Source organism: Methylobacterium sp. E-041 (assembly GCF_022829665.1).
GTDB lineage: Bacteria > Pseudomonadota > Alphaproteobacteria > Rhizobiales > Beijerinckiaceae > Methylobacterium.
On sequence record NZ_JAKSYQ010000179.1, the window covers coordinates 66,826 to 78,076 of the forward strand.

12 protein-coding genes are annotated in these 11,251 nt (G+C 70.8%); 8 read left to right on the forward strand and 4 right to left on the reverse strand.

Going from position 1 to position 11,251, the window contains the following annotated elements; genetic code table 11:
• Nucleotides 1-177 precede the first annotated feature (177 nt).
• The 3 genes from MKK70_RS15855 to MKK70_RS15865 all read left to right on the forward strand — a co-directional run bounded on the left by MKK70_RS15855 (nt 178) and on the right by MKK70_RS15865 (nt 2,285).
• Nucleotides 178-327: a hypothetical protein gene (locus tag MKK70_RS15855; RefSeq protein ID WP_243948827.1), complete on the forward strand. Its 150-nt coding sequence runs from the start codon at nt 178-180 to the stop codon at nt 325-327.
• Between the two features lie 218 nt (nt 328-545).
• Complete coding sequence (locus MKK70_RS15860; RefSeq protein WP_147729404.1) at nt 546-1,505, forward strand: transporter; 960 nt, start codon at nt 546-548, stop codon at nt 1,503-1,505.
• A gap of 219 nt (nt 1,506-1,724) precedes the next feature.
• Nucleotides 1,725-2,285 (forward strand): fasciclin domain-containing protein, encoded by a 561-nt coding sequence (locus tag MKK70_RS15865; RefSeq protein WP_147729405.1) that lies wholly within the window; start codon nt 1,725-1,727, stop codon nt 2,283-2,285.
• A gap of 127 nt (nt 2,286-2,412) precedes the next feature.
• Here MKK70_RS15865 and MKK70_RS15870 read toward each other — a convergent pair whose 3' ends face one another.
• Nucleotides 2,413-3,162 carry an anti-sigma factor domain-containing protein gene (locus MKK70_RS15870; RefSeq protein WP_405043022.1) on the reverse strand — a complete coding sequence of 250 codons (750 nt, stop codon included), beginning with the start codon at nt 3,160-3,162 and terminating at the stop codon, nt 2,413-2,415.
• Entirely contained in the window at nt 3,159-3,710 is a 552-nt protein-coding gene (locus tag MKK70_RS15875) for a sigma-70 family RNA polymerase sigma factor (protein WP_147729996.1), read from the reverse strand. Before MKK70_RS15875 ends, MKK70_RS15870 begins: the two co-directional genes overlap by 4 nt.
• A 394-nt stretch (nt 3,711-4,104) precedes the next feature.
• Here MKK70_RS15875 and MKK70_RS15880 point away from each other — a divergent pair, with 394 nt between their 5' ends.
• The 5 genes from MKK70_RS15880 to MKK70_RS15900 all read left to right on the forward strand — a co-directional run bounded on the left by MKK70_RS15880 (nt 4,105) and on the right by MKK70_RS15900 (nt 9,073).
• Nucleotides 4,105-5,079 (forward strand): S1C family serine protease, encoded by a 975-nt coding sequence (locus MKK70_RS15880; protein WP_147727653.1) that lies wholly within the window; start codon nt 4,105-4,107, stop codon nt 5,077-5,079.
• 160 nt (nt 5,080-5,239) lie between these two features.
• The gene (locus tag MKK70_RS15885) at nt 5,240-5,542 is read left to right on the forward strand and encodes a GCG_CRPN prefix-to-repeats domain-containing protein (protein ID WP_243933182.1); all 303 of its coding nucleotides are present in this window, start codon (nt 5,240-5,242) and stop codon (nt 5,540-5,542) included.
• Nucleotides 5,543-5,946: 404 nt separating this feature from the next.
• Complete coding sequence (locus MKK70_RS15890; RefSeq protein ID WP_147727651.1) at nt 5,947-6,093, forward strand: DUF1127 domain-containing protein; 147 nt, start codon at nt 5,947-5,949, stop codon at nt 6,091-6,093.
• A 103-nt stretch (nt 6,094-6,196) separates the two neighbouring features.
• Nucleotides 6,197-7,645, forward strand: a complete 1,449-nt coding sequence (gene trmFO, locus MKK70_RS15895; RefSeq protein WP_147860005.1) for a methylenetetrahydrofolate--tRNA-(uracil(54)-C(5))-methyltransferase (FADH(2)-oxidizing) TrmFO — start codon at nt 6,197-6,199, stop codon at nt 7,643-7,645.
• A gap of 123 nt (nt 7,646-7,768) precedes the next feature.
• Complete coding sequence (locus tag MKK70_RS15900; protein ID WP_147727649.1) at nt 7,769-9,073, forward strand: MFS transporter; 1,305 nt, start codon at nt 7,769-7,771, stop codon at nt 9,071-9,073.
• A gap of 27 nt (nt 9,074-9,100) precedes the next feature.
• On the opposite strand, the gene MKK70_RS15905 is transcribed toward MKK70_RS15900, so the two are convergent.
• Nucleotides 9,101-10,519, reverse strand: coding sequence for a sulfatase-like hydrolase/transferase (locus tag MKK70_RS15905; RefSeq protein WP_243948829.1), 1,419 nt, complete (start codon nt 10,517-10,519; stop codon nt 9,101-9,103).
• Between the two features lie 156 nt (nt 10,520-10,675).
• Nucleotides 10,676-11,203, reverse strand: coding sequence for a GNAT family N-acetyltransferase (locus tag MKK70_RS15910; protein WP_147727647.1), 528 nt, complete (start codon nt 11,201-11,203; stop codon nt 10,676-10,678).
• Nucleotides 11,204-11,251: the final 48 nt, after the last annotated feature.

Sequence of the window (11,251 nt, forward strand, 5' to 3'; positions counted from 1 at the left end):
GCGCCCTTCCGCCTCCCGGCGATGGGGACATCCGCTCGGCAAGATCTGCCGAGCGGTCGCGCCGCATCGGCGTCCGATTCGGCCTGTCTTGCGGCCGATCCGCCCGTCCGGGCACGGCCCGACCGTCCGATCGCGACTTACGGAGCCCGCCGGCGCGGGCCGGGACGTCCCCCCGGGATGGCGATCGGTCCCGCCGGGCTTGCCGAATCCTCCCGCTACGCTTCCCCCGACAAGAGCCTGAAACGGATGCGCTATTCTGCCGAATCCGGCTTCTCCGAATGCAATTTCTGCGACCGTCGCTCGGCCGCCGCACCGCAGCAAGGTTGAGGCATTTGGGCAACGGTTCGGCTCTCGCTGTCCAGATCCGAGGCATTCCACTGTCTTTCCCAAGCGCTCTGTAGAATAGTTATCAGCGTTGAGACACGGGCCGGCTTCGTAGGGGGCGCTTGGCACATCTCGCACGGGAGCCGCGCAGACGGCAGACCGGCAAGGTAGTGCAGAGGCGGCGGGACGAAGTTCGGAAATCCTTGGGAAGGAACGAGAAAATGATGAAGACCTGGCTTGCCGCAGGTGCGGTCGCCCTCACCGTCGGCATGAACACCAGCGTTCAGGCGACGCCGTCCACGCAGCCCGGCGAGCAGGTCGGTCTCGCCTACGGCCCGCTGCCGGAAGGCGTCTACGCGATCAACACCTTCAGCACCGGCCGCGGCGACGCGCGCAACAGCCCGGACGTCGGCGTCAACGTGCCGATCCTGGTCTGGTCGACCGGCTTCAAGGTCCTCGGCGCGAGCATCATGCCGGTGATCGCGGTCCCGTCGGTGTTCGTGGGCACGAACAACGCGGCCGGCGTCCCGAACCAGGACCAGAGCTACTTCTACAACCCCTTCATCGGCAACATCTTCGCCTGGGATCTCGGCAACAAGATCAGCACAGCCTACCTCGTCGGCGCCTACATCGGCGTCGGCGACCGCGGCTCGCTCTGCAACGGCACGCTGACCGCCGGCTGCACCCCGGTGCTGCCGCAGAACGCCTCCACCTCGATCCGCAACACCGGCGCGATCTCGTACACCGGCGACGGCTACAACCTGACCGCGGCCCTGACGCACATCTTCTACGTCGACGACGCGGCCCGCTTCGGCGGTCAGTTTGCGGCGCTGGGCCCGATCGTGAACGCCGACGGCCTCTACCTCGACCTGACGGCGACCAAGACCTTCGGCAAGTTCGAGATCGGCGCCGTGGCCTACGGCTTCACCGACCTTCCGATCAACCGGAACCGCGGCGCAGCCTTTGCGGCCTATCAGCGTCAGGGCACGTTCGCGGCCGGTGGCCTCGTCGGTTACGACTTCGGCGCGTTCAAGGCTCAGGTGTTCGTGACGCGTACGGTCGCCGATCGCGGCGTCGGCGCCTTCGCCGACGAGACCCGCGGCTGGTTCCGCATCATCGCGCCGCTCTACACGGCGCAGGCCGCCGCCGCCGCGCCAGTGCCCCTGATGCGCAAGTACTGAGGCCGGGAGACGCGGCGGGTCCGGCAGGATCCGCCGCCGACCGAGGTCGAAGCAGAAACCGCCCGGTCCGCGAGGACCGGGCGGTTTTTCTACGTTTCGGACGGCGCCGCGCCCGATGCGCGACCGGAATCGATCCCGCCCGAAACCTTTCCGTGCGAGGCTCCGTAAGGCCGCCCGTAGCCCCGCGCACCGGGGCCCTACGAACGGTCAGGATACCCCATGACGCAGCATCACGCCTCCCGCTTCGCCACCTTCGCCCTCGCGCTCGCCCTCGGCGCCGCGCCGGTCGCGGCCTTCGCCAAGAACCCGATGGTCGGCGGCGCGCCGATGTATGCCAACAAGACGATCGTCGAGAACGCGGTCAACTCCAAGGATCACACCACGCTCGTGGCCGCGGTGAAGGCCGCCGGCCTCGTCGACACCCTGTCGGGCCCGGGCCCGTTCACCGTGTTCGCCCCGACCAACGCCGCCTTCGCCCGCCTCCCGGCCGGCACGGTCGAGACGCTGGTGAAGCCCGAGAACAAGGCCACGCTCACCAAGATCCTGACCTACCACGTCGTCCCGGGCGTCTACACCGCCAAGGAGCTGATGGCCGAGGTCAAGAAGGGCGGCGGCGAGGCCCAGCTCAAGACCGTCGAGGGCGATCCCCTGGTGGTCACGTCCAAGGGCAAGAAGGTCTACGTGACCGATGCCAAGGGCAACACCGCCACCGTCACCATCGCCAACGTGATGCAGTCGAACGGCGTCATCCACGTCATCAACGGCGTGCTGCAGCCCTGATCGCGGCCGCCGCGCTCCGGCCGAGGCGCCGGCGCGCGGCACGACGAGGAACACCCCGGGCCGCGAGGTCCGGGGTGTTCCTCGTTCCGACCTCGGTCATCGGGGTCGGGTCACGCGGATGCCCGCCTCACTCGCGGATCAGCGTGCCGGAATAGACCACCGGCCCCGTCGGGGCGCCGTTCGGCGATCCGCCCGGCGGCTCCACCGTCACGGCGATGAGCCCGCTCGCCGCGGTCTCCGCCGGCAGGGCGATCCGGGTCGCCGAGGCGCCGACGAGGCCGATCGCCTTGGGGGACGCCCCGGAGCCGATGTACCAGAGCTCGAGGCTCTTGCCGGACGGGGTCTCGGCGCCCACCGGGCGCACCTCGGCGGTGCCCGTCGCCGTGTCGATCCGCAGCACGAGGGCGGGCAGCGCGCCGCCGCTCTGCACCACGGCGAGGTAGCGCGTGCCCGGCGCCGGCTCGTCCCGCCGGCCGCCGACCGCGACGAACAGCGCGAGCCCCGCCGCGAGCAGCCCCGTCCCCGCCGCCACGAGGCGCCAGCGCCGCACCTGCCTGACGAGGCGGATCGCGCGGTCGTCGTTGGCGGCCGTCGGCGCGGGGGCAGGGGGCGCGGAAGCCAGGGGCGCGGGGGCCGGGATCGCGTCCGCCCCCGTCAGCGCGCCGGCGATCCTGGGCCAGACATGGTCGGGCGGCATCTCGGCCGGAACGGCGAGGGCCAGCGGCCCGAGCCGCCGCTCCCACGCCGCCACCGCGCGCGCGGTGGCGGGATCGACGACGCGCTCCAGCTCGAACGCCGCGCGCTCGTCGGGCGAGAGCGAGCCGAGGACGTACTCGGCGGCGCGCAGGTCGCGCTCGGTCTCGGGCCCGGCGCTCACGCCTGCTCCTCCAGGCAGCCCTTGAGGGCGCCGAGCGAGCGGTGCAGCCAGGTCTTGATGGTGTTGACGGGCCGGTCGTAGTGCTGGGCCAGCTCCTCGCGCGACCAGCCCTCGCAATAGGCGAGCACGACGCAGGCGCGCTGCGCCTCGTCGAGGCGCGCGAGGCAGGCCGCGAGCGCGCCGCGTCCGACGATCGCCGCCTCGGTGTCGTGCGGGTCGATGAGACGTTCCACCCAGTCCTCGCCGTCCTCGCGCACCGGTCCCTGGACCTCGCCCTTGCGGCGGATCCCGTCGATGGCCCGGTTGCGCGCGATGGCGCAGAGCCAAGTCATCGGCCGCCCGGATTCCGGAGCGTAGGAGCCTGCCGCCTGCCAGACGCGGAGATAGACGTCCTGAAGCACATCCTCGGCCACGCTCCGATCCCGCTGGATACGCAGGATCACCCCGTAAAGTTTCGGTGATGTCAGGTCGTAGAGCGAGCGCAGGGCGCCCTTGTCGCCACCGGCGATCGCGCGCAGGATCCGCTGCAGGGTCGCGTCGTCGCCCAAGGATCGGTCGCCCAAGGATCGTCCCCCGTCCCATCGGCAGGTCCTCGCGCCGGACAGGCGAACGATCAGGACCGTTGCGGCAAGGGTTAGCGCATTCTGCGGTGATGAGAAGACGCGGCGCCCCGATTGCCGCGGTTCTCCCTAGGGATGCATCGCGGGGGCGATGCGGGGCGACGATGGCTCGGACCGACCTTTCCCGCGGACGTTGCGGCTCGCCGGCACGGCCTCGCGCCGCGCCGCCCTCTCGCGCCGCGCCGCCGCGTCGCCCTGCCGGGGTGTCGCGACCGGTCGGCGCGTCCTATCTCCCGGATGGGGGCACGCGGCTCGCGCCCCTCGGACCACCGACCCTCCGGCACCTTACCGGAGCGCAGACATCTCGAAGGACCGACGCGGCATGGCCTCGCAGGGTGATTGGAAGATCCCGGCTTCGACGCAGCCGAAGCCCGGCGATTACGGCTACGACCTCGACCGCGCCCTCACGGCGATGGTCCAGCTCTCCGCCCGCGTGCCGGCCGAGGCCTTCACCGCCGAGACGCTCGGCACCGAGCGGGCGGGCAACGGCGTGGTCATCGGCGAGGACGGCCTCGTGCTCACCATCGGATACCTCGTCACCGAGGCGGAGAGCGTGTGGCTCACCACCAACGACGGCCGCTCCGTGCCCGGCCACGTCATGGGGTTCGATGCCGCCACCGGCTTCGGCCTCGTCCAGGCGCTCGGGCCGCTGGGCGTGCCGGCGCTCAAGCTCGGCACCTCCGGTAGCCTGAAGATCGGCGACCGGGCGGTGGTGGCCGGCGCCGGCGGGCGCCAGCGCTGCGTCGCCGCGCAGATCGTCGCCCGGCAGGAATTCGCCGGCTACTGGGAATACGTCCTCGACGAGGCGCTGTTCACCGCGCCCTCGCATCCGAACTGGGGCGGGACCGCGCTGATCGGCCCGGAGGGCGACCTCCTCGGGATCGGCTCGCTCCAGCTCCAGCAGGGCGGCACGTCGGGCCCGCGGGCGATCAACATGGTGGTGCCGATCGACCTGCTGCCGCCGATCCTCGACGACCTGACCTCGCGCGGGCGCGCCAACCGTCCGGCCCGCCCCTGGCTCGGCCTCTACGCCACCGAGAGCGAGGATGGCGTCGTGGTGATGGGGCTCGCCGACAACGGCCCGGCCGAGGCGGCGGACCTGCGCGCGGGCGACGTGATCGAGGCGGTGGCGGGCGAGCCGGTGGCGGATCTCGCCGACTTCTTCCGCAGCGTCTGGGCGCTGGGCGAAGCGGGCGTGCGGGTGCCGCTGACGATCCGCCGCGACGGCCGCGCCCTGAAGCCGACCCTGGTCTCGGGCGACCGCGAGCGCTTCCTCATGAGCCCGCCCCTGCACTGACCGTCCCTGTACCGCCCCTCTGCACTGACCGCCCCGCCCGGGCCGAAGCCTGGCTGTACGCAGCACAACACGGCCGTCAGTGGAAATTCATCCGGCACGCCGTAGTTTTCTCGCTGCCCGGCCATTCCCTCCCTGGCCGGACATCGAAGGAGATCGCGTCATGACGCACGTGAAGACTTTTGGTGGGGCCGGCCTGGCGACGGCAGCCGGCCTGGCGGGAGCCCTGCTCCTCGCACCCGCCGCCCAGGCCATGCCGCTGGCGCCGCTGCCCGGCGGCGCCCTGATCGAGACCGTCGCCGGCGGCTGCGGCCCCGGCTTCCATCCCAATCCGTGGGGCGTGTGCCGGCCGAACTGGGGCCCGCGCCCGTACTGGCGGCGGCCGGTCTACGGCCCCTACGCCTACGGCCCGCCGCGCCCGTTCTACGGCCGCCCGGCCTATTACGGGCCGCGCCCGTTCTACTGAGACCGGGCCCGGCGCATGGACAGCGCCGCATCGCGCCTTTCGGCCGATGCGGCGTTGTCGTATTCACGATGCCGCACGCGGATCCACAGTGTTCGGCGATCGGATCGATGCGCGACCGTGCCGGCGCGCAGACGACGCAAGGTCATCGCTTGCACGTTGCCCAAGCCGATCGGACGCCGTTGGCCTCCTGAACTGCGAACGCGATCCGGCGCGCGCGAAGGCCTCGAAAACAGGCTTTCCAAAACCTTGCCAAATCGTTGTGCGCCGCATGCCGGGCTCGCATGGCTGGCTAACGAATGTCGGCCTGCCGCTGCGGCGCAGCAAGCTTATATGTGCATTGCACCAACAAGAGGCAGACGGTGCCCAAGCGGTCGTCACCGCCTGCCTGAACAAAGGTCAATGTCATGTCCGCCGCCCGTAGCGTCCTCAACCGTTTCCGCGCCTATCTCCGTTACCGTGAGACCATCACCGAGCTGTCGCGCCTGTCCGACCGCGACCTCGCCGACCTCGGCATCAACCGCTTCGAGATCCAGGGCATCGCCCGCGGCTGAACCGCCATCGCCCGCGGCTGAACCCCCATCGCCCGCGGCTGAAGCTCCCGGACGTGCGCCGGCCCGTTGCCTCGGGCCGGCTCGTTCCGGTATCTGCAGGGGCATGTCCCAAGCAAGCGCGCCCATCCACATCGTCGGCGGCGGCCTCGCAGGCTCGGAAGCCGCCTGGCAGATCGCCGAAGCCGGCCACCACGCGGTGCTGCACGAGATGCGGCCGGTGCGCGGCACCGAGGCCCATCACGGCGAGGGCCTCGCCGAGCTCGTCTGCTCCAACTCCTTCCGCTCCGACGACCCGAACGGCAACGCCGTCGGCCTCCTGCACCAGGAGATGCGGACGCTCGGATCGCTGATCCTGCGGGCGGCCGACCGGCATCAGGTCCCGGCCGGCGGCGCGCTCGCGGTCGACCGCGAGGGGTTCTCCGCCGCCGTCACCGCCGCGCTCGAAGCGCACCCCAACGTCACCATCGTGCGGGAAGAGGTCGCCGGGCTGCCGCCGGAGAGCTGGGGGCCGTGCATCGTCGCCACCGGCCCGCTCACCGCCCCCGCCCTCGCCGAGGCGATCCGCACCATCACCGGTGCCGACGCGCTCGCCTTCTTCGACGCCATCGCCCCGATCGTCCACCGCGACTCGATCGACATGAGCAAGGCGTGGTTCCAGTCGCGCTACGACAAGGTCGGGCCCGGCGGCACGGGGGCCGACTACATCAACTGCCCGATGGACCGAACGCAGTACGACGCCTTCATCGCGGCGCTCGTCGGCGGCGAGAAGATCGGCTTCAAGGAGTGGGAGGCCTCGACGCCGTACTTCGACGGCTGCCTGCCGATCGAGGTGATGGCCGAGCGCGGCCCCGAGACCCTGCGCCACGGCCCGATGAAGCCCGTCGGCCTCACCAACCCGCACGATCCCCAGGTGAAGGCCTGCGCGATCGTGCAGCTGCGCCAGGACAACGCGCTCGGCACGCTCTACAACATGGTCGGCTTCCAGACGAAGCTGACCTATTCCGAGCAGGTCCGCGTCTTCCGCACCATCCCCGGCCTCGAGAACGCGGAGTTCGCCCGCCTCGGCGGCCTCCACCGCAACACCTACCTCGACAGCCCGCGCCTGCTCGACGCGACCCTGCGCCTGAAGGTGCGCCCGTCGCTGCGCTTCGCCGGCCAGATCACCGGCTGCGAAGGCTATGTCGAGAGCGCGGCGATCGGCCTGATGGCCGGGCGCTTCGCGGTGGCGGAGAGCCGGGGCGGGGCGCTCGAGCCCCTGCCGCAGACGACCGCGCTCGGCGCGCTGATCGCCCACATCACCGGCGGCCACATCCTCGACGACGCGCCCGAGGAGACGGCCAAGGAGCCGGGCAAGCCGCGCTCGTTCCAGCCGATGAACGTCAATTTCGGCCTGTTCCCGCCGCTCGCCGCGATGCCGCGCAACGAGACCGGCAAGCGCCTGCGCGGGCCGGAGAAGGCGATGCTCAAGCGCCAAGCCCTGACCGACCGGGCGCGCGCCGACCTGTCGGCCTGGATCGCCGGCACGACGCCCCAGGCCGCGGCGGCCGAGTAGCGCCCCCACGTTCAAGCGCGCGAAAAAGTCCCTCGATCGGCGACATCGCGACTTGAGCCCGCGCCCGTCCCGGCGAACAGTGGCGCGGACGGCGCAGGCCGGATCGCGGGACGAGGCGCAGCCGTGGCGGGACCTTACGAAAAATCCTCCGGGTCGACGGTCGGGGCGGTGCTCCGCGTCACCAGCGGCAACTTCCTGGAGATGTTCGACTTCTTCCTGTTCGGCTTCTACGCGACCCACATCGCGAAGGCGTTCTTCCCGGCCGGCGACGAGTTCGCCTCCCTGATGCTGACCTTCATGACGTTCGGTGCCGGCTTCCTGATGCGGCCGCTCGGCGCCGTGCTGCTCGGCGCCTACGTCGACCGGGTCGGGCGCCGCAAGGGGCTGATCACCACCCTGGCGATCATGGCCGCCGGCACGGTGCTGATCGCCTTCGTGCCGGCCTACGCCACCATCGGCCTGCTCGCCCCGGCCCTCGTCCTGATCGGCCGGCTGCTCCAGGGCTTCTCGGCGGGCGTCGAGCTCGGCGGCGTCTCGGTCTACCTGTCGGAGATGGCGACGCCCGGCCGCAAGGGCTTCTACGTGTCCTGGCAATCGGGGAGCCAGCAGGTGGCGATCATGGCCGCCGCCGCGATCGGCTACGGGCTGAGCCACGCGCTGGTGCCGGAGCAGATGTCGGAATGGGGCTGGCGGGTGCCGTTCCTCATCGGCTGCGCGCTGGTACCGTTCCTGTTCTACATCCGCAACTCGCTGGAGGAGACCAAGGCCTTCGCCGAGCGCAAGCACCGGCCGGAGGCGGCCGAGATCTTCCGGACGCTCGCGACGAACTGGCGGATCGTGCTGCTCGGCATGCTGATGGTCGCGATGACCACGATCGCGTTCTACACGATCACCGTCTACACGCCGACCTTCGGCAAGAGCGTCCTCAAGCTCACCGACACCGACAGCCTGCTCGTGACCTTCTGCGTCGCGGTCTCGAACCTGTTCTGGCTCCCGGTGATGGGGGCTCTGTCCGACCGGATCGGCCGCAAGCCGCTCCTGATCGCGTTCTCGGCGCTGACCCTGCTCACCGCCTACCCGGCGCTGACCTGGCTCGTGGGTCACATCAGCTTCGGGGCGATGCTCGCCGTGCTGCTGTGGTTCTCGTTCCTCTACGGCAGCTACAACGGCGCGATGGTGGTGGCGCTGACCGAGGTCGTTCCGGTCGAGGTCCGCACCGCCGGCTTCTCGCTCGCCTACTCGCTGGCGACCGCCCTGTTCGGCGGCATGACGCCGCTCGTCGCCACGTGGCTGATCGCGGCGACCGGCGACAAGGCCGCGCCCGGCCTGTGGATGTCGCTCGGCGGCGCCCTGGGACTGGTCGCGACGCTGGTGATCTATCGCGGGCGCGGGGCGATGCCGGCCGGGATGCCCGCCGCGGCCCGGTGAGCCGCGCGGCGATCCGCCGGTCGGAAGCTATTGCGGGGATGCCGTCCGGTACAGGACGGGCGTGGCCGGATGGCGCGGCGCGAGCCGGATCCAGGGAACCCGGTCCGGCTCGAAGCGGACGCGGGCCGCCCGGCGCCAGAGCGGCGGGGCATGATCGCCGACCAGGAGGATCTCCGTACCCGGATTGCGGATCGCGAGACGCGAGACCGCCGCGAACAGGTCCTCCCAGATCTCGGCCATCGCGCAGACCTCCGGATCGCCGAAGGGCCCACCGGTCTTGCAGTCGTGGCGCGGCGTCGCCTCCCCGGGCCTGACCGGGACATGGGAATTGAGCGTGACCCAGTACACGAACAGCGGCTGCGTCGCCTTCGACAGCCGGTCGTCGATGGTTTCGGCGATGTCGACGTCGCAGGGGCCGACGAACGCGCCGCCGCAGTGCCGCGTGTAGGCCGAGGTCGCGGTGTCCTGGAACACGCTTCGGACGAAGCCCGCCTTCGGGTACCAGGACGACCGATCGTAGAAGGCGCTCGTGAACCCGTGGACCGAGACGGTGCGGTAGCCTCGCGCGGCGAGCTGGGCCGGAAGGCAGGTCGGTCCGTGCCCGTCGAGGAGAACGGTGTAGGCCGAGCGCGAATGGCAGAGCTCGCGCATCTCCCCGTACGAGGTCGCCCCGAAGAAGCTCGTCGTGCCGGTCGTGATGCTGAAGGCCTCCCTCAAGGCCGCGTCGTCGAAGGCGGAGAACAGCACCTCCCTATGGCGCGGGTCGCGCAGGACGCCCAGGCTCTCGACGAGTACGAGAAGGACGTTCGGCTTCCGCGGCGACGGCTCCGTCAGGGCGGCGAAGCCCGACGCCTGGACCGCGGATTGGAAGGGCTGACCGATGGCGGCGGCCGGGCCGAGAGAAAGGCTGGCCGAGCTGTTGATCGCGATGTCGGCGAACAGGAATCCCGACACCGCCAGGGCGAGGACGATCCTGTTGCCTCGGACCATGCGCGCCCTGTAGCGCACGAGGAACCACAGGCCGGCCGCGACGAATGCCGTCAGGGCCGCCGTGAGCCCCGCATAGAGCGGCGAGCTCAGCAACCGGACATGCGTCAGGGCATCGAGGTTGTGATGGATGGATCCGATGTCGAGGAAAAAGATCTCGGTGACGATCATCAGCAGGTCGAAGGCCACCACCGTGAGGTAGAGCGGCACCACGGCAAGGGGCGGCAGCCGGATGCCGACCAGGATCACGACGACGTAGGCCGCGATCGGAGCGGATCGTGCCGGAATGCCGATCCAGAGGCTTGCCAGGATGGCCAGCGCGTTCGGCAGGAGCAGGGCGCCGACGACGAGAAGCAGGGTCGGCCCGGCCTGCGCGATGCGGCGGCGGACCGCCCAGCCGCCGACGCGTTCGCGCACGGTTTCGCGCGCGTCGACGAAGCCGTTTTCCGCGCTGTCCATGCCCGCGCCCCACCTCAAGTCCGTGGAGCATGTTCCTATGGATCGGTTATCACGGTCCTAATCTGCACGTTAACTCGGTAAATTTGCCCAGACGATCGAAATCGTTCCCGCCTTGCCGAGGTCTGGCGGGCGGGCGTCGGGACGCGCGAGCCCTCCTCAGATCGCCCGCCGCGCCATCAGCCGCCGGCCCGGGCGGTGCCCCTCCTCGCCGGTGTCGCGGAACCCGAGCTTGGTTAGGAGCCCCCAGGAGGCGACGTTGCCGGGACGGCACTCGGCAACGATCGTGCGGGCCGGAAAGCGCAGCGACAGCGATCCCAGGATGCCCGACACCGCTTCCGTGGCGAGACCGCGCCCCCGGGCGGCGCCGCCGACCCAGTAGCCGATCTCGACCGCCTCGGTTCCGCGCAGGTGCGTCCCGACCACCCCGACCAGGGTTCGGCCCTCGCGCGTCCGGGCGCCGAAGAACCGGTCCTCGCGGCGGCGTCCCGAGGCGATGAGCCTGCGGGCATCCTCGAGCGTGAAGGGCGCGGGCAGGAAATCGACGGCGCCGGTGATCGCCGGGTCGTCGGTGAGGCTCCGCAGCGCCTCCGCATCGCCCGGAATCAGCACGTCGATCGACAGTCGCGCGGTCTCAAGACCGGGCAGGTCGCACAAGCTGTCGCTTCGGGCGCGGCGGAAGAACATCTCGGAGGATGTGGGATCGGACGACGGATACCGTAAGAGACGCTTTGG

Bases quoted from the DNA above. Each gene is read 5' to 3' on its own strand.
- MKK70_RS15855 (WP_243948827.1), top strand. From the start codon at position 178: ATGGCGATCGGTCCCGCCGGGCTTGCCGAATCCTCCCGCTACGCTTCC.
- MKK70_RS15860 (WP_147729404.1), top strand. From the start codon at position 546: ATGATGAAGACCTGGCTTGCCGCAGGTGCGGTCGCCCTCACCGTCGGC.
- MKK70_RS15865 (WP_147729405.1), top strand. From the start codon at position 1,725: ATGACGCAGCATCACGCCTCCCGCTTCGCCACCTTCGCCCTCGCGCTC.
- MKK70_RS15880 (WP_147727653.1), top strand. From the start codon at position 4,105: ATGGCCTCGCAGGGTGATTGGAAGATCCCGGCTTCGACGCAGCCGAAG.
- MKK70_RS15885 (WP_243933182.1), top strand. From the start codon at position 5,240: ATGACGCACGTGAAGACTTTTGGTGGGGCCGGCCTGGCGACGGCAGCC.
- MKK70_RS15890 (WP_147727651.1), top strand. From the start codon at position 5,947: ATGTCCGCCGCCCGTAGCGTCCTCAACCGTTTCCGCGCCTATCTCCGT.
- trmFO (WP_147860005.1), top strand. From the start codon at position 6,197: ATGTCCCAAGCAAGCGCGCCCATCCACATCGTCGGCGGCGGCCTCGCA.
- MKK70_RS15905 (WP_243948829.1), bottom strand. From the start codon at position 10,519: ATGGACAGCGCGGAAAACGGCTTCGTCGACGCGCGCGAAACCGTGCGC.
- MKK70_RS15910 (WP_147727647.1), bottom strand. From the start codon at position 11,203: ATGTTCTTCCGCCGCGCCCGAAGCGACAGCTTGTGCGACCTGCCCGGT.